The 17,399-nt window shown below is 47.4% G+C and carries 16 protein-coding genes; 13 read left to right on the top strand and 3 right to left on the bottom strand.

Going from position 1 to position 17,399, the window contains the following annotated elements; all coding sequences use genetic code 11:
• The first annotated feature begins 27 nt into the window (after positions 1 to 27).
• The 11 genes from GC098_RS32820 to GC098_RS32770 all read left to right on the top strand — a co-directional run bounded on the left by GC098_RS32820 (position 28) and on the right by GC098_RS32770 (position 12,481).
• Positions 28 to 867 carry an ABC transporter ATP-binding protein gene (locus GC098_RS32820; RefSeq protein WP_171648108.1) on the top strand — a complete coding sequence of 280 codons (840 nt, stop codon included), beginning with the start codon at positions 28 to 30 and terminating at the stop codon, positions 865 to 867.
• Positions 800 to 1,564, top strand: a complete 765-nt coding sequence (locus GC098_RS32815; RefSeq protein ID WP_047687173.1) for an ABC transporter permease — start codon at positions 800 to 802, stop codon at positions 1,562 to 1,564. Before GC098_RS32820 ends, GC098_RS32815 begins: the two co-directional genes overlap by 68 nt.
• Positions 1,565 to 1,580: 16 nt before the next feature.
• Positions 1,581 to 2,630, top strand: a complete 1,050-nt coding sequence (locus GC098_RS32810; protein ID WP_171648106.1) for an ABC transporter substrate-binding protein — start codon at positions 1,581 to 1,583, stop codon at positions 2,628 to 2,630.
• A gap of 410 nt (positions 2,631 to 3,040) precedes the next feature.
• Positions 3,041 to 4,000: an ABC transporter permease gene (locus GC098_RS32805; protein WP_171648104.1), complete on the top strand. Its 960-nt coding sequence runs from the start codon at positions 3,041 to 3,043 to the stop codon at positions 3,998 to 4,000.
• A gap of 84 nt (positions 4,001 to 4,084) precedes the next feature.
• Complete coding sequence (locus GC098_RS32800) at positions 4,085 to 5,815, top strand: extracellular solute-binding protein (protein ID WP_171648102.1); 1,731 nt, start codon at positions 4,085 to 4,087, stop codon at positions 5,813 to 5,815.
• A gap of 78 nt (positions 5,816 to 5,893) precedes the next feature.
• Entirely contained in the window at positions 5,894 to 6,805 is a 912-nt protein-coding gene (locus GC098_RS32795) for a carbohydrate ABC transporter permease (RefSeq protein WP_312880483.1), read from the top strand.
• Between the two features lie 23 nt (positions 6,806 to 6,828).
• On the top strand, positions 6,829 to 7,716 hold the full coding sequence (locus GC098_RS32790) for a CehA/McbA family metallohydrolase domain-containing protein (protein WP_171648098.1): 888 nt from the start codon (positions 6,829 to 6,831) through the stop codon (positions 7,714 to 7,716).
• Positions 7,717 to 7,759: 43 nt separating this feature from the next.
• Complete coding sequence (locus GC098_RS32785) at positions 7,760 to 8,779, top strand: LacI family DNA-binding transcriptional regulator (RefSeq protein WP_171648096.1); 1,020 nt, start codon at positions 7,760 to 7,762, stop codon at positions 8,777 to 8,779.
• 32 nt (positions 8,780 to 8,811) lie between these two features.
• Entirely contained in the window at positions 8,812 to 9,768 is a 957-nt protein-coding gene (locus GC098_RS32780) for a carbohydrate kinase family protein (protein WP_171648094.1), read from the top strand.
• A gap of 332 nt (positions 9,769 to 10,100) precedes the next feature.
• Positions 10,101 to 11,000 carry a metallophosphoesterase family protein gene (locus tag GC098_RS32775; protein ID WP_171648092.1) on the top strand — a complete coding sequence of 300 codons (900 nt, stop codon included), beginning with the start codon at positions 10,101 to 10,103 and terminating at the stop codon, positions 10,998 to 11,000.
• Positions 10,997 to 12,481, top strand: a complete 1,485-nt coding sequence (locus GC098_RS32770; protein ID WP_171648090.1) for a leucyl aminopeptidase family protein — start codon at positions 10,997 to 10,999, stop codon at positions 12,479 to 12,481. Before GC098_RS32775 ends, GC098_RS32770 begins: the two co-directional genes overlap by 4 nt.
• Before the next feature lie 86 nt (positions 12,482 to 12,567).
• Here GC098_RS32770 and GC098_RS32765 read toward each other — a convergent pair whose 3' ends face one another.
• Positions 12,568 to 13,020: a bactofilin family protein gene (locus GC098_RS32765; RefSeq protein ID WP_171648088.1), complete on the bottom strand. Its 453-nt coding sequence runs from the start codon at positions 13,018 to 13,020 to the stop codon at positions 12,568 to 12,570.
• A complete protein-coding gene (locus GC098_RS32760) occupies positions 13,020 to 14,030 on the bottom strand; it encodes a M23 family metallopeptidase (RefSeq protein WP_246359107.1) in 1,011 nt (336 codons plus the stop codon). Before GC098_RS32760 ends, GC098_RS32765 begins: the two co-directional genes overlap by 1 nt.
• Before the next feature lie 255 nt (positions 14,031 to 14,285).
• Here GC098_RS32760 and GC098_RS32755 point away from each other — a divergent pair, with 255 nt between their 5' ends.
• Positions 14,286 to 15,482, top strand: coding sequence for a beta propeller repeat protein (locus GC098_RS32755; RefSeq protein ID WP_171648086.1), 1,197 nt, complete (start codon positions 14,286 to 14,288; stop codon positions 15,480 to 15,482).
• 149 nt (positions 15,483 to 15,631) lie between these two features.
• The gene (locus GC098_RS32750) at positions 15,632 to 16,414 is read left to right on the top strand and encodes a C40 family peptidase (protein ID WP_171648084.1); all 783 of its coding nucleotides are present in this window, start codon (positions 15,632 to 15,634) and stop codon (positions 16,412 to 16,414) included.
• A gap of 19 nt (positions 16,415 to 16,433) precedes the next feature.
• On the opposite strand, the gene GC098_RS32745 is transcribed toward GC098_RS32750, so the two are convergent.
• Complete coding sequence (locus GC098_RS32745; RefSeq protein ID WP_246359106.1) at positions 16,434 to 17,360, bottom strand: polysaccharide deacetylase family protein; 927 nt, start codon at positions 17,358 to 17,360, stop codon at positions 16,434 to 16,436.
• Positions 17,361 to 17,399 lie beyond the last annotated feature (39 nt).

The following is a 17,399-nucleotide window of genomic DNA, read 5'->3' as shown; positions in this document are numbered from 1 at the left end:
GGACATGCCCGAGTGGAGGTAGGCATTTTGATCGAGATTAGGGGAGTCAGTAAGACGTTTGTTCAGCGATTAGGCGGCAGCTATCAGGCGCTGGATAATATCACTTTAACAATTGAAAAAGGGGAGTTCGTCTCCTTGCTGGGCCCGTCCGGATGCGGGAAATCGACCGTGCTGAATTTGGTCGCAGGCTTCGATACGCAGAGCGATGGTATTATTCAGGTGAATGGGAAAAAGGTGACCGGCGCTGGAGCGGACCGTGTCGTCGTGTTCCAAGAGCATGGTCTATTCCCGTGGTTGACAGTGCTGGACAATGTAGCCTTCGGTCTCAAGCAGAAGGGTATTGGTAAAAAAGAGCGTTACGAGCTGGCGATGGAACAGATCAAAGCTGTGCATCTTAGCCGTTTTACGGATCGTTATCCGCATGAGCTTTCGGGCGGGATGAAGCAGCGGGCCGCAATTGCCCGGGCGCTTGCCATGGACCCAGAGATTTTGCTGATGGACGAGCCGTTCGCCGCTTTGGATGAGCAAACACGCCTTATTTTGCATAAAGAACTGGAAGAAATCTGGATGCGTACGCGCAAAACGATCCTCTTCATTACCCATAACATTCGTGAAGCCGTGATCCTCTCGGATCGTGTATTCGTGATGTCCACGCGTCCTGGAACTATTAAGAAGGAATTCGCCGTGAAAGCGGCGAGACCTCGGGAAAGCGCAGACACCGTCCTCCATCATGTGGAGAATTCGATCATGGACGCGCTGGCAGACGAGCTGGAGAAAGTGGTAAGGGAGGAGACTGGCGATGAGTACAGCATCAAGAAGAACGATTTTTCTGGTACTGCTTCTGATAGCTTGGGAGGCGGGATTTAGATTATTCGGATGGGGATGGAAGTTCCCTTCGCCCACCCAAACCTTACAAGCCTTCTATGATGGATTGGTGCATGGAGAACTGCTCCAAGCGACATTTGCGAGTATGGCGAGGTTATTGGTTTCCTTTGCTTTGTCTTTGCTGATCGGTACAACACTTGGGTTCCTATTCGCACGTTACAGAATGCTGGATGATACACTTGGATTTCTGGTTGTTTCTTTGCAGACCATTCCGAGTATTGCTTGGCTGCCTTTTGCAATTATATGGTTCGGTCTTAACGAATCTTCTGTTATTTTCATTACGACACTCGGAGCAACCTGGACGATGGCATTGGCCAGCCGTACGGGGATCAAAAACATCCCCCCGATTTATTTGCGCGCCGCGCAGACGATGGGGACGGGCAATGGGTTTAATTTATTCGTGCAAGTTATGATTCCTGCCGCTTTCCCGCATCTGATCAATGGTGTTCGTACGGCTTGGGCTTTCGCATGGCGCGCGCTTGTTGCTGGCGAGCTTATTGCCAAAGGGGCTGGGCTAGGCCAACTATTGCAGGACGGAAGAAATCTGGGCGATACATCACTGATGCTGTGTATTGTCATTATTATCGCGGTACTGGGCACGGTATCTGATCACTTCTGCTTTAAGAAACTCGAAGATAAAGTACTAGAGCGATACGGCCTCGCGGGCTCGAAGTCTTGAGTAGGGGGCGGGTCGGATGAGAAAACGTACATGGCTGCTGATGCTGCTTCTAGTCGTGGTTGCGATGTTGAGTGCTTGTGGTGAGAAGCTGACTCCTACAGGCAAAGCTCAAGTGGTACGAGTCGGCGTATTCAAAAATGTTACACATGCCGCAGCCTACATCGCGCTGGAAAAAGGTTATTTCGCCCGGGAATGGGGCAGCGAAGTTAAGATTGAGGTTACAGCCTTCGATAACGGCTCTGATCTATCTATCGCTATGGCGACAGGGGATATCGATATCGGATTCGTTGGTCCTGGACCTGCGACAACCTTCTTTTTGAAAAGTGAGAACTATCGGGTCGTCTCCGGTTCAAATAACGGCGGCGCTGTACTAGTTGCGCGTAATGGCTCGGAAATTAATACCGTTAAAGATTTAGTAGATAAAACGATCGCGATCCCGTCCAAAGGAAACACGAACGAAATCTCGCTGCGCATGCTGCTGCAGCAAGAAGGTGTAAGCTTGGGCAGAGGTGCCGAGAGTGCGCACCTCATCGTGCGATCCCCGTCGGATGCGCTGATCTCCTTCCGCCAGAAGGAGATCGATGCGGCGCTCGTCCCCGAGCCATGGGGGACACAGATCGAGAAAGCCGGACTTGGCAAAGTCGTCGTCGACTGGAAGGCGATCCCGCCGAACAACGGCGATTATCCGACGGTCATCATGGTCGCGAGCGACAACTTCATTGCGCGGCACCGGGATATGGTGAAAGGCGCGATCAAGGCGAATAGGGATGGCATCGCGTTCATCCAGAACAGTCCGGAGCAAGCCTATGATCTCATCAACAACCAGCTGAAACAATACAGCGGTAAAGGGATGGACAAAGGCTTGATCAAAGCCTCGCTGAGCCGTTTGAAGCTCACCACCGACGTTGACGTCAAGGTGATGGAGGAGATGGCGAAGGTGTCCATCGATGCTCACTATATTAAGGGCATTAACAAAGAGGAGCTCAACCTTAGCAAATTCGTCGATTTGTCGATGCTCGAAGAAGTAAAGAATGGGAAAAGAAAAGAAGAGCCTGATTCATCCTAGTGCGGATGAATCAGGCTCTTCTTTTCTTTACGCGCAGCACGAATAAGCGCGTTTTCCGCGCTTATGCAGTACGGACGTGTAGGACGGTCAGCTGAGAAGTCGATTTTCGACCTCTCAGGCACTGTCGACGAGCTTCGGCTCGTGGAACTCCCGCTGAAAGCGCGTTTTTCGCTTTTTTTGTTTTTCGCTGCACGATGATCCTGCTGTCATTTACAGAAAATTAAGAATATTAAATGAAATTTTGTATTGTCAAATGAAGATTATGGATTTATACTAAAGGCAGATGTATATGGTAGCGATTTCAGAAAACGCTTACCAGACGATTTTTCAACAGAATTTTCTTTATTCATGTGGATTATGGAATCGGTACCAGAAAGATTTACAGAAACCCATAGGAAGGTGGTCATAACATGGAAACGAATCTGCCGCAAGCTAGAGTTGGCGCTGCGGTGAAGAAGAAAAATGCTAGTCTGGGGAAAAGAATACTACAGCACAAACAATTATATCTCATGCTCCTTCCCTGTATTGTATTTTTCGTTATTTTTTCGTATATCCCGATGGGTGGACTCATGCTAGCCTTTAAGGATTACCAGTTTAACAAGGGAATCCTTGGTAGTCCTTGGGTGGGGTTGACGTATTTCAAAGCCTTTTTTAACGACTATCAAAGCGGGAAGCTGATTACAAACACATTGATTATCAGCAGTATCAAAGTATTTTTGGGGCTGCCTTTTCCGATTCTGCTTGCGCTGATGTTCAATGAGGTTAGAAGCCGAAGATTTCGCGGGATCACACAAAGCATATCCTATTTGCCGCATTTTCTTTCCTGGGTTATCGTCATTGGCCTTATGCAGCGGGTGCTTGCTCCCGAAACGGGGCTGTTGAACGAGGCGATCCGATTCTTCGGCGGAGATGGAAGCACTTTTTTCATGATGGAGAGCAAGTACTTTTATCCACTCATGTTTGGAAGCCATATTTGGCAAAGCATCGGATGGGATTCCATCATATATTTGGCCGCTATTGCTAGTATTAATCCTGAGCTGCATGAAGCCGCTAAGATTGATGGCGCTAATAAATGGCATGAAATCTGGCACGTTACCTTGCCGGGCATACGGTTAACGATTTCGATCCTGTTTATTTTGTCGCTGGGCAGCATTCTGCAGGCGGGATTTGATCAAATTTATCTCATGAGAACACCCGGGAATATGGAGTTAGCCGATATTCTTGACACCTATATCATTCGTGTAGGCCTTCAAAATGGACAATACGGCTATGCGACTGCTGTTGGTTTAATGCAGGGTGTTATTGGACTGATTCTTGTTGTAACTGCTAATCGAGCCTCCAAAAAGTTTTTTGACGAATCAGTATGGTAACGTTACCATGATTTCCGCTTTTCAACTGTTGAAGGACGCCTTCGGGTGTTGTTCATAAAAATTGAAAGATAAGGGGAGTATTGTATGAGCAAAAGATGGGTCAAATGGGTTACTATGCCTTTGGCAGCAAGTTTGCTGCTTGCCGGTTGTGAAAGTTCCAGTCAACCAGCAGGTGGAGGGGACAATGCGAGCTCAACACCGTCAACCACAGCCAGCAGCGGCAAGCCCGCAACTTGGATTGCAGACCGAACCATCAAGGGGCTTCTGTTTATTGACAGCGATGATATAACGAAAGACATCAATCCGGAGATTGCCAAGAAGCTGAAAGAAATGACAGGGATTACTTTACAAATGGATGGTGTAAACTCGCAGCATGCGATTGACGGTCTGATTGCAGGGCTGGCTTCCAATGATTTACCGGATTTCATCGTTTATTATCTGAATAACAGCGGTCGTCAAGAAATGCCAGTCATTCTGAAAGCTGCCAAAGAAAACATGTTCACTGACCTGACTCCTCTTATCAAAGGTACAAAGATATACAGCAAATATTTGGATGATAAATATTTGCCGATTGATACGAAGAATGGTGTCATGTTCCGTCCGGAATTTAACGGCTCCAGTTACTTTGTCCATATGAACATTCAAAGAGAGGGCGGCTACGAAGAACGCAAGTATGTCGGAGGTCCTTTTATACGCAAAGATATTGCCGAAGCGCTGAAGGTTGATCCTCGAACGATTAAAACAACGGATCAAGTGTATGAATTGGCCCAGAAGATCAAAGATGGCAATTTCAAAGATAAAAACGGAAAAGTGATTACCCCTCTTGGACCTAGATATTGGGGCAATAGCAATCACGAGAATGGACCCCTGTTCAATGATATGACCTGGGGAGCGACTGACCAACACTTCGAAAAGAACAAGGAAGGTAAAATTGTTCACGAAAGCAAGACGGAATATCCGATGAAGCGTATTGAGTTCGTTCAGAAGCTTTTGAAGGATAAACTAATGGCTCCTGATTATTACGCGATGCAGGAAAACAAAGCGACTGAAGGAGCTATTAACGGTTCATTTGGCATTATCGGCGATATGCATAGCTATTTGGACTTCAATAAAGATATGAGCTATCTTCCGCTTGGACCTATTAATTCTGTGGATGGAAGCTACCAGATGTCCGTTGACTATAAGAGCGGGTCCTTGGCCTGGTCGATTCCGAAAACAACGAAAAATCCGCAGGATATCGTCAAATTGGCTGATTTCCTGGCCAGTCGTGAAGGCAAGCTGCTCTGGCAGTACGGTTTAGAGGGAAGAGACTTTACGCTGGATGCCAAAGGCAATCCGTTGGTCAAAAAAGAAGTATTGGAGCTACGGAACAAAGATCCGAAAGCGGCTATGGAGCTTGGCTTTGAGGGAGTAGGGAATAGCTGGGGAGGCTACCTCGGCAGTACGGATATCAACAGGCTGGGTGATTTCGGCGAAATGATGTATGGCGATGCGGTTTCACCGGAAGCCAATGCGACACCTCTGAAAATAGCCGAGTACTGGGGCTATGACGAGAAGAAGAAAAACGCAATCATTAACGACGGCTATCGTCCGCTTTCATTTATTAACGAGCTAGCGACAGGCAATGAATTAAAAACAGCCTTAACGAACTACAATGAAAGCGTCATTCGCGCGTTCTATGCCAAAAGCATGGATGAAGCGCAAAAAATTCTAGATGCATCGAAGAAGCAATTGCAGGCAGCTGGCTTGGACAAATTCGAAGAATTGCTTATGAAGAAGGATAGTGATCCTAAAACAAAGGTTATTCTCAAATAATGAATGGATGAGTAGGGAAGCGGGCGCTTCCCCCAGATCATGGCGGGAGCGCACTTCTTAGTACGGGGAGAGATTAACGTGGGAAATGAATTTTATAAGCTCTCAGCAGGTGAAAAAATATTCAAGTTCGTTAATTATGCACTCATTATTCTCCTGTGCCTGTCCATCATATTGCCTTTTCTAAATATACTGGCACTTTCCTTTAACGCAGGTAAGGATGCGGAAAGAGGAGGAATCTATTTCTGGCCTCGCGTTTGGACGCTTGAAAATTATCGTGAAGTGTTTACATCGGCTAATATCGGCAAGGCATTTGCCATATCCATATTTCGTACGGCTCTAGGCACCATCGCAGGCGTGTTTTTAGCAGCTATGGCTGCTTATACGCTAAAAAGCAAGACGATGCCGGGCGTACGATTTTTTACGCTTATGATCTTTTTTACGATGTTGTTTTCTGGCGGCATTATTCCTTATTATATGCTGCTCAAAAGTCTGCATTTGACCAATACGATCTGGGTCTATGTCCTTCCGGGACTATACAGTGCGTGGAATTTGATCATCATGAGGACGTTTTTCCTGCAAATTAGCATCAGTCTAGAGGAATCAGCAAAGCTGGATGGCTGCAGCGACTTTGGTATTTTTATGCGGATTATCATGCCGCTCAGCAAGCCTGTGCTGGCAACGATCTCATTGTTTACAGCCGTGACTCATTGGAATGATTGGTTCACAGGTGCATTTTTTGTCCGAACCGCTTCGCTTAGACCTTTATCTACCCTGCTGCAGGAGATGTTAACCAAACAGGATGCGATTCGGGAATCCCTGATGCAGGCCGCCGGTACGACGCAATATCAAATGCTTGAACGCATGCAGCTTACCGGAGATTCCCTGAAGATGGCGACGATCATCGTGGTTGTGGCACCGATTATTGCTGCCTACCCCTTTATTCAGAAGTATTTTGCCAAGGGTGCGATGATTGGTTCGGTCAAAGAATAAACGCCCAAGAGGAGAGGTTGTAAGTGACTTCAATAACAAATCCCTATGACAAACAAGGCATCTGGCTGCGAGGCAGCTTTCATAATCATACGACAAACAGTGACGGGCATCATCCGCTTTCGACGGTGTACCGCATGTATCATGATTATGATTTTCTAGGCATATCCGATCATGATCTGATTACCGAGCATGAGGGTGAGCACACGCTTGGAACTGTATTTGAAGCCATTGAGGTGAGCAGTTCGCAAACGCACATGCTGCTTGTCCACCCTCCGAAATCTCTTATGGACGGCTACTCCAATGAATTTTCGATTGCTAATTATCAGAGACTTTCTGATATATGTGTAGAGAACGGCGGCCTATCTATACTGGCTCATCCGAACCGTTTTTTCTCCCATTATTGGCGGCATGAAGATATGCTCAGCATGCAGCGGTACAATGGTATTGAGGTTGTAAATGGGGATGGAAATCCGGAATACGACATCGCTTTTGATAAATGGGATTACCTATTGTCCGCAGGACGCAGGGTATGGGGCTTCGGAAATGATGACTCACACGTCTACGGGCAGGAGAAACGGGCCTGGAATATGGTCCTCACCGAAGAAAATACGAATGGAGCTATTCTTACCGCGATTCGGGAGGGCAGCTTTTATGTTTCTACAGGCTATGGCTTTGATGGAATTAGGGTAGAAGACGGTCAAATTATTTATGATCTTCGGTCGAGCCCATTATATGATAAAATGTATAAATATGTGACATTGATCGGTAAAGAGGGCCGTATACTTCATGAGGAAACAGGAAGAATCAAACAGGTGAAGTATACGGTCAAAGGTGATGAAGGTTATATCCGCATCGCTGTCTACTTGGAAGGTGGATTCGGGGCGTTCGCTCAGCCGATTTTTGTCGAATAACAGAGAAAAATGTGCATGCTGCAAGTAAGGAAGGATGATAATCATGGCGCCCAAAATTAAAGATGTAGCCAAGAAAGCGGGAGTATCCGTAACCACAGTTTCCAGAGTGTTAAACGGAGAAAAATACGTGAAGGACGATCTGAAGGCCAAAGTGAAACGCGTGATTGACGAGCTTGGTTATGCGCCAAGCCACATCGCGAGGAGTTTGGTACGGAAGAAAACGAACCTGATTGGCGTCATTGTTCCCGATCTGACATCCAGCTTCTATTCCACTATTTTGAGCAGTATCGAGGAAACGGCGAGCTTGAATGATTACAACCTACTTGTCTGCAACATAATCGAGGATACGGATAAAGAGCTGAAATACTTGAATGTGTTTAAAGAGATGCGTGTAGACGGCATTATTATTATGCATGAGAAATTAAGCGATGACATTCGCAGTTTTATTAATAAACTGGATATCCCAGTCATCTTTTCAAGTGTAAGACCTTTAGATCATAAGTTCGTTTCTGTCATTATCGATGACTACGAGGCGGCTTATGATGCGACCCGTTATTTAATTGAGCTCGGACATGAGCGAATTGCCTTTATTGGTGGGGATATGAGAGACATCACCTCAGGACAGAACCGTTATGTAGGCTATCGCAATGCACTCAAAGATCAGCGAGTCAGGATTGTGAATGACTATATCCGGTTCGGCGACTATAAGACGCAAAGCGGATACAATCTGATGAAGGAACTGCTTGCCTGTGAGCCTCGTCCTACCGCTTTATTTGCAGTAAGTGATGATATGGCGGTTGGAGCTATGAACTGCATTCATGACCATCAGCTAAAAGTTCCGGACGATATATCCATCATCGGCTTTGATGGAAGCCAACTGACGGAGCTCGTTCGTCCACGCTTGTCCTCCATGGAGCAGCCAATTCAGGACATGGGGAAAATTACGGTGGATACGCTGATTGAATTAATTTCAGATCCTACATTCAGTCCGAGGGAAGATTTGATCTTGGGACATAAACTTGTCGTGCGCGACAGCTGCAGGGCCTATCAAACTGAGAGATAGGACAGAGAACGGAGCGGGAGAGGAAGTGCGGAATGAACAAATTTGATGCGGTTGTCATCGGCGATGCCAATATTGATTTAGTAGTGGTGGGCTGTAATCAGATTCCTCTGCCTGGACAAGAAATTTTTGTTGAAGATATGTTGATGCATGTAGGCGGAGGTGCGGCTCTATTCACGATCTCGTTAGCCAAGCTAGGGCTGCATGTAGCCTTTAACGGTGTTCTTGGAGATGATGGCTACGGCCATTATATCCGGGAACAGTTTGGACAATATGGTATCGATACCAGTCTGATCCTGACTAGCCAAACGAGTCGTACAGGCATAACGATAGCGATTAATCCGGAGCAGGATCGTTCTTTCATTACCTATGCAGGATCAAACGCTGAGATGCAAGTAAGCGACCTGGATTTAGCTCAAGTAGCGTTAGGCAGACATGTCCACGTGACCGGTTATAGAGGGCGACGCAACCATGACGAATTCGTCGCAATGGCGAAGAAGTTGAAAGGTATGGGAGTCACACTATCTTGCGATGTAGGTTGGGATGATACCGGAGAATGGTATTCCGGGGTGTTTGAATTGATGCGTTATGTAGATGTCTTTCTGATGAACGAAACCGAGGCGCACCACTATACGGGCTTCGAACACATAGATGACAGCTTAAGTTATATGTCGGGCTTCTGTAAGCATGTTGTAATCAAGCTCGGACCTCAAGGAGCCGTAGCGATGAAAGACGGTTTGCAAACGTCTTGCCCCGGATTCTCCGTCAAAGCCTTAGATACGACAGGAGCAGGAGATTCATTTAATGCCGGTTACATGTATGGGTTCTTAACAGGGTTAAATGTCGAGACTTGCCTGTTATATGGCAACGTTTGTGGAGCCATGTCCGTCGGAGCTTATGGCGGCAGCACCGGTACCCCGGATCGGGAAGGGCTGGAAGCTTTTATTAGGCAAAATAAAGAACAGGGATCTGACCATTCTGAGGTGGTATAACGACTAGTCGCTGAATAGTTTGGAAAAGAGATATTCGATGCTTATCCTATATTCAGCTTGATTAGCTATGAATGATGCTAGTCATAACTCCAAAATCCGATTTTAGAGTCGTTCAGCAGTTTTACGAGGGTAGATGAGGCATCGTGGCACCAATGTTGTAGAAAATACAACATTGGTAACCACTGTAGCCCTTCAGCCATCACGAAAGTCTCGTTTGTATAACATTTCGTGTGCATCTGTTGCGAATACAACATCATTCTATCGAGTTTGTAGATTCATTCTTAGTAACTTACACAATATTTTTAGCTGCGATTAGAAAGGGGCATGGATGAATGGCGGACGATCTGAGGTTCCGGGAGGACGGGACATTTACTATTGTACAGCTCACGGACTTGCATATAGGAGGCGACAAGGACAATGAAGAGGATTTGAGGACGCTCGCTTTAGTCAGTGCGGTGCTAGCGGCGGAGAAGCCGGATCTCATCGTGTATACGGGCGATCTGATTTCAAGCTATGGCGTATCTGACTCTTCAGCATCCTTTCGCAGAGCTATTGCTCCCGCAGTTGAGTCAGGCATACCCTGGACGCACGTATTCGGTAATCACGATGCAGAGGCGGATGTGACACGTGAGGAACTGATGGCGATCGCACTGGAGCATAAGACTTGCTACTCGCAAGCAGGACCATTCGATCTCAGCGGTGTTGGCAATTACATGCATACGATCCAAAGCGTGCAATCCGGGAATCCGGCTGCTGTTCTTTATTTTCTCGATTCCGGCGTGATGGCACCAGAATCAGTGGGCGGTTACGCTTGGATTGGCTCAGATCAGGTGCATTGGTATAAGCAGCAGTCGCTTGCTCTCCGCGAACGGAGCGGGGCTATATTGCCTGGGCTCGCGTTTTTCCATATCCCGCTTCCTGAATACGACGATGTATGGAAACTGGGGAAAGTGAGCGGTACCAAGCACGAAGAGGTATGTTGTCCCAAACTCAACAGCGGGTTGTTTGCTGCCATGGTGGAAATGGGCGATGTGATGGGAACCTTTGTCGGACATGATCATGACAATGATTACTGTGGTACGCTGCATGATATTCGGTTATGTTTTGGCAGAGTGACAGGCTGCAGCACATACGGAGACTTACCTCGAGGCGCTCGCGTCATACGTCTGCAAGAAGGAAGACATTCCTTTGATACATGGCAGCGGCTAGAAGATGGAAGTGTCTTAAGATGAGCTTTACGTTTGGTGGAGAAAATGCGGCCCAGACTCTCATTGTTCCCATCTGCTCGGACGACATCGAAGAGATGGGAGCGACACGTCTTCCTTCATGGCTGCAAGCCTATTCACTACTGCCGCATATGGGAGAACGGGGAGCGCTGACTTGGCTTCATGGTCGTATTGGAGAACGTGACGCGCTGCTGGTTGGTTGTGGAGAGGCCTCGCGCCTGGATACGGAAAGAATCCGCGAGGCAGCGGGGAATGCAGGTCGTGCGATTCATAAGCACAAGAAAGAGCGAGTAGACATAAACTTGGGCGAGCTGTTGAAGCGCTGTGAGCATTCGCTTGTCATTAGCGAAGCGGAAGCAGTAACCGCTTGGGTGGAGGGCTGGAAGCTTGGCACCTATGCGTTCGAGGTATATCGGACGAAACAGACCAAGCATTCGGAAGTAAGCTTGCAGTTTCTTACTGAAGCAAAATTCGAAGTGTTGAACGAAGCGGTGCGATGGGGATGCCTCTATGCAGAGGGGGCGATTCTAGCCCGTAATCTCGCGAATGAGCCCCCCAACATGCTGCGTCCGAAAACCCTCATCGAGAAGACGATAGAACATTTTGCCCTATCCAAGGTTGAGGCTGTCGTTTATGAAGGGGAGAGTCTGGAGCAGCAAGGTATGGTCGGCTTGATCGCCGTGGGCAAAGGAAGCAAGTATCCTCCTGCGCTTCTGGAGCTGCGCTATTGTACGAATGAGACATTGCCGCTTACGGCCTTAATTGGCAAAGGCATTACTTTTGATACAGGCGGGATCAGTCTGAAGAAGGACTTCGATATCAGCGATATGCGAATGGATATGGCTGGGGCGGCAGCCGTGATAGGCGCTCTTGATATTCTTGCTGCTGGGGACGTGAAGGCGAACGTCGTTGTGCTGATTGCTGCTGCCGAAAATATGCCAGACGGGGAGGCATTGCTGCCTGGCGAGCTGCTGCAATACCCGAACGGCGTATCGGTTCAGGTAGGCAATACCGATTCCGAGGGCCGATTGGTGCTAGCCGACGCCTTGATTCATGCCCAGCGCCTTGGGGCAGTGGAAGCCGTTGATATTGCGACCTTGACCTATTCTTGCGGAGCCGCTCTAGGTTCCAAGTATGCTGGAATCTGGGGGGAGGACACGATTGTAGCGGAGATCGTGCAAGCAGGGAAGCAAGTGAGCGAAAAAGTGTGGCAGCTTCCTCTTGTCGATGAATATGAGGCTTACCTGCACAGTGATTATGCGGATATATGCAACATCAGCAGGGTAGGAGAAGCAGGGGCTACGACGGCAGCTTTATTTTTGCGTAAGTTCGTCCAGCCATCTCTGCGTTGGGCCCATATCGATATGGCGTCTTTAAAGGATGTATCATCTGCTCAAGGTTGGCATTCGGCAGGCGCGACCGGTTACGGGGCCCGTTTACTCGCGCAATTTGTACGCAATCGAACGTTGAGGGAAAGTTCGAACTGAACTAGGAAACTGGATTGCGTGCAGCAATAATCCATTCGTGAACTTACAAAAAAAGGGGAACCGCACTACACGCGGCTCCCCTTTTTTTAATTCCCGCCAGAAGCAGCCTGCTGCTCACTCTTCTGCTGTTTATGTGCTTTAGCATCGATGACTTTTCCGCTTCCGCTGCCTTTTTCATTCACAGCTGCAAGATTCATCGCACTGCTTCCTTGAAAAATGCCGCCCTCCTGAATAATGAAGGAGCGTACATCGATATTGCCAACAAGCACGCCTGAGCTAGTCACGATGAGCTTGCCTTTGGTGTGAATATTGCCTTTCACTTTGCCGGCAACGATGACATCGCGTGCTTGGATGTTGGACTGCACAACAGCGTTCTCACCAATCGTGATGTCGCCTGCGCACTCAATGTCGCCATTCATCTGACCTTCGATGCGAAGGCTGGCTTCGGACATGATTTTACCCTCACAAATGGTACTGCCCCCGATCAAAGTGTCGGTTGTTTTCGCATCAATTCGCTTCGTCTTTGAGCTTCCAAGCATTAGGGTTCATCCTTTCTATTGGTAATGAGATAAGGGGAGGGGTCAATCTGGACGCCGTTCTTATGAACTTCATAATGCAGATGGGAGCCCGTGCTTCGTCCTGTGGAGCCGAGTAGGCCGATCTTCTGACCTTTCGTTACTGATTCTCCGCGTTTGACGAGGATTTTATTCAGATGCATGTACTCCGTTTGTATCCCTCGGGAATGATCGATAATAATATGATTCCCATGTTCGTTGTCAAAGCTGGCTTCTACGACTTTACCTGCAGCAGTGGCATATACGGGGTCATTCATCTCGCCATCGAGGTCAAGCCCGGCATGCATGGTCGGTTTAAGCGTAAAAGGATCTCTTCGTATGCCGAAACCTGATGTAATAAGGTGGGTCATCGTTGGCCAAAGTGTCGGTGTAATGCTGCGTAGACGCTCGGCTTCTGCCAGCCTGGCTTCGGATTCGCTCAAATTCACAAGTAGGGCGTTAATATCCCCAACTAACGAAAAAAGTCCTTGTTTGGTGCTGCTGACCAAAGAAGATACTTCTTGCGAAGTAACAGGGACCTCGCTGCCACCGATGTCAGAGCGTACTCCACTCGGAGTCTCTGTACTCTCCATAGAAATCTTTTTGCTTGTCCGGTTTGTTCCTTCTGTCTGGCTCATTAACTGAATGACATGATCAAGTTTCTTAATTTCTTCTAACTTCACCTTAAATTCATTCGCTTGCTGGGATAAGTCAATCAAATTGGTTTGAAGCTGTTCCAGTTCGCTATTTTTAAGTGTAATTTGATTAACCAGTTGGCGCTCTTGTCCATCGAACGTTTGCTGCATGCTGGTTCTCGTTTGATGGGAGTAGATATTCATTAAGTAAATCGTGACAAAAAATCCAATCAACACGAGCAGGATCAAGCTCGGCACAATATACAGACTGCTGTGCGGAAGCTTGAATCTTACGGTTCGGTGGTTGGCGCCCGGAATGATCATTAAGGTGAGTTCTTTTTTACCCCAGATGAATTTCAACCGATCCTCTTCCTTTCCGTAACAATGTCCCCCTCCTTGATTCGATTGTATTCGTCAATGGGATGAGTCATGCCTAATTTATTATTTTGCTAAAAAGGTGATTTCGGTAATTCTTGCTCCCATCATAAGCACAATACGCTATGGGACATACTAAATCTGCCAAAAAGCTATGTGTCTACGGGCTCAACTTTTCTGAGGAAAGTTACGTCTATAAGGTAGATCGATGAACGATTAGAAGTGAAGGGAGTTATCATCATGTTGAGAAAAACATTTACGCTTTTGGCAATAACGGTATTCGCACTTACAGGGTGTGAATCATCCGGAACAACAAGCGGAACAGTGAATGCTTCAAATTCACCGACACCTAGTGCAACGATCACGCCACAACCGACAGCTGCGGCTGAGACGCCAGCTCCAGGTTCGACAGCTGTTCCCAATAAAGGTAATGAAACACCATCGAAGGTATCGATGAACGGGGTAACAGCAGTAAGGCTGGCTGATGCCAAATCCGGCTGGATCGGCGGCAAAGGTTGGATCGCACGGACAGATGATGGCGGTGTAAAATGGAAGGTTCAATACGAGGGGACAGGCGACATTAAGCAGTTGTTTGCACTGAATAATCAAGATGCTTGGGCAGTTGCCTCGGATGAAGGTAAACTGTTAAATACGAAGGATGGAGGCCAGCACTGGACATCCGTTGGTAAAGTAGCGAATCAGGCATTCCTTCATTTTGTAACGAAGACGGAAGCATTTAGCGGGAATGCACACACTGTGGATGGAGGCGTGAAGTGGACTTCTTTGCCAGTACCTGAGGGGACGAAGGGGGACGCCTATTTCCATGATAAAAATAATGGATGGGCGGTTAGACAAGTCAAGGATACTATTGAAGTCCAGCGAACACAGGATGGCGGCAAGACATGGACTAATGTTATGTCGCGTAAAACAGCAGCCTCACTAACCGGTGTCGTTATTCGTTCTGCGGGTGTAAACGATGCGTGGGTTGAGCTAATTGGGGAATCGGGGATGACCCAAACCTCGTATTCGTTGTTTCACACGAAAGACGGCGGGAAAAACTGGCTGACGGTTCTGGCGAACAGCACCGCCGGTGGTGGACCAGCCCCTGGTTTCCCTGCGGGTGAGAACACGGGTCCGAAGAACACGGGCAGCAAGCCCGGACCTCTTTACGTCGTGAGCCCAGACGTAGCTTATATGGGCGGGCAGTGCCCGAGCTGCGACAAGCCGAACTCCGTTGGGTGGACCAAGGACGGCGGCAAGACATGGGTGAACGGCAAGGAGTCGTTCACAGGCTATGGTGAGCTGCTGTTGGCTATGGCAGACATAAATCAAGGCTGGCTCATCACGAATGACAATGAGCAGCCTAGCGTGATGTACACCACGGCTAGCGGTGGTGTCAGTTGGAACAAGGTGCATACGTTTGATGCACTGAAATGACGAAGAAGCCTTTCTGGAAGCAGAGCACTGCTGACGGAAAGGCTTCTTTGCTGTTAATCACCCATGAAATCCCATCCACTATACCCCCTGACCTTGTCATCTGCCGTAGAATGGTATAGGTAAACTTGCTTAGCTAGAGGAGGCCACACATGCTTGCCAAAAAATATGCGATAGCCGCTCTAGTCATTGCTTTTCTGGTACTAATCGGTTTTACCATGAAAAATCCTGAAAACATGGAATTATCAGCTGCATTCTCGAAATCTCACGCCAATAAATGGGTAGCAGCTGCTCCTATTCAGTTATCAGGACAGGATGCCGCTACCGATAAAGAACCTTCAGTGAAACCAACGACAACTCCTGATAGCAGCGAGCCTTCCGTGAAGGAGAATGAGAGCGCTCTCACACAAGATCAGAGTCAAGATGGAGATGATCCAGTCCCAAATGCGAAGAATGTAAAAATATCCGCTGCCGAAACTGCTAAAGTCGTCGCGCATTTTGAACAGCTCGCTCATTCGGATCAAAAGGAGCCAAGTTGGAAACGCAAAGCCGACCATCTCATTGTGAAAGGATTTGGCTTCCTTGGAACCCCCTACGTATTCGGGGCGAAGTCGGACCAAACCGACTCTTTCGACTGTTCTTCCTTCTTGAGATACATCTTTATCAGTCAAGGGGTGTCGCTGCCGCGAGATTCAAGGCAGCAGAGTCGGCTTGGTACAGAGGTGTCTATTGATCAACTACGTGAAGGTGATCTCGTGTTTTTCACCACGCCCAAAAGAAAAAATAAAAGCGGCATCGAACGTATCGGACATGTTGCGGTGTACTTAGGTAACGGCCTTATGCTGCATACCTTCCGCCCGGGCATTGGAGTCACGATATCTGAATTGAATGGCTCTTGGAAAGAGCGCTTTGTCCAAGCTAAGCGCGTTCTGTAATTCCCCCAAACCTTCCACGTCATTCGGTCCCAAAGTATTGTTCACCAACTGGAACCCGATTTGTAGACAATACGTCGCTTACAGTCCCTACATGCAATCCTTTATTCTTTACAGCAGTAATCATGCCATCCAAGGCTTTACTTGCTGATCGAGTAGGATGCATGAGTATTAAGAAACCTTTGTCCACTTTTGTGCTTATTTTATGAATAATGGATTGCGGGCTTGGGTTTCTCCAATCAACCGTATCTAAAGTCCACAACACCGTATTCAGCTTCATACTTTGAGCAACTTCTACAGTCTCTTTATCGAAATCACCCGACGGGGGAGCAAACCATCGGTTTTTTACTTGTAGTTCTCGAATGAGCAGTTTCTCGGTTTTCGAGATTTCTTGGTAAGCTTGGCTATTGCTTAATTGGCTCATGTTTTTATGAGAATAAGCATGATTGGATAATTCATGACCGCGGTTCAGGATTTGTTTGGCCGTGGTCACATTTTTTTTTAGCCAAGAACCGTCAAGAAAGAAAGTTGTTTTCACATGATGCTTGTCCAGTGTATCGAGAATAACAGGGAGATATTCATTTCCCCATGCAACATTGATCATGAAAGAAACCATCGGTTTTTGAGGATTGCCGCGATAAATGGGGGCTGCTCCCAACTGGTTAAGATTAATCTCCGCTGGTATTTCCTTATAAACATAATGAATAGATCTGCTGCCAAGGTTGTTCTTGTTCATTTCGTATGTCTTTTGAATATCGACTTCCAGACCATTGTAACCCGGGATAGCACCCTCAACACGATCTATCCTGGCGGAAATAGGTAAGATTCGCTTTTTGGGAGCTTCGTTCATAATCTCGGTCATGACGGAGTCGCCAGCGGATGCTGTGAATCCGAACAAAACAGGCAGCGCACAAAGTATCAAACAATAACGCAGCTTAAAAATTGCCATCGAAAAGCACTCCATTTCAAATCTCTATTTAGTTAGGAC

Source organism: Paenibacillus phytorum (genome assembly GCF_013141715.1).
In the GTDB taxonomy this organism is placed as follows: domain Bacteria; phylum Bacillota; class Bacilli; order Paenibacillales; family NBRC-103111; genus Paenibacillus_E; species Paenibacillus_E phytorum.
The sequence above is the reverse complement of the archived record's forward strand: the minus strand, read 5'-3'. Positions and strand labels throughout refer to the sequence as shown.

Excerpts from the sequence above, each read along its gene's own strand:
- GC098_RS32765 (WP_171648088.1), bottom strand. The coding sequence starts at position 13,020 with ATGCTTGGAAGCTCAAAGACGAAGCGAATTGATGCGAAAACAACCGAC.
- GC098_RS32815 (WP_047687173.1), top strand. The coding sequence starts at position 800 with ATGAGTACAGCATCAAGAAGAACGATTTTTCTGGTACTGCTTCTGATA.
- GC098_RS32775 (WP_171648092.1), top strand. The coding sequence starts at position 10,101 with ATGGCGGACGATCTGAGGTTCCGGGAGGACGGGACATTTACTATTGTA.
- GC098_RS32755 (WP_171648086.1), top strand. The coding sequence starts at position 14,286 with ATGTTGAGAAAAACATTTACGCTTTTGGCAATAACGGTATTCGCACTT.
- GC098_RS32785 (WP_171648096.1), top strand. The coding sequence starts at position 7,760 with ATGGCGCCCAAAATTAAAGATGTAGCCAAGAAAGCGGGAGTATCCGTA.
- GC098_RS32805 (WP_171648104.1), top strand. The coding sequence starts at position 3,041 with ATGGAAACGAATCTGCCGCAAGCTAGAGTTGGCGCTGCGGTGAAGAAG.
- GC098_RS32780 (WP_171648094.1), top strand. The coding sequence starts at position 8,812 with ATGAACAAATTTGATGCGGTTGTCATCGGCGATGCCAATATTGATTTA.
- GC098_RS32800 (WP_171648102.1), top strand. The coding sequence starts at position 4,085 with ATGAGCAAAAGATGGGTCAAATGGGTTACTATGCCTTTGGCAGCAAGT.
- GC098_RS32745 (WP_246359106.1), bottom strand. The coding sequence starts at position 17,360 with ATGGCAATTTTTAAGCTGCGTTATTGTTTGATACTTTGTGCGCTGCCT.
- GC098_RS32750 (WP_171648084.1), top strand. The coding sequence starts at position 15,632 with ATGCTTGCCAAAAAATATGCGATAGCCGCTCTAGTCATTGCTTTTCTG.
- GC098_RS32770 (WP_171648090.1), top strand. The coding sequence starts at position 10,997 with ATGAGCTTTACGTTTGGTGGAGAAAATGCGGCCCAGACTCTCATTGTT.
- GC098_RS32810 (WP_171648106.1), top strand. The coding sequence starts at position 1,581 with ATGAGAAAACGTACATGGCTGCTGATGCTGCTTCTAGTCGTGGTTGCG.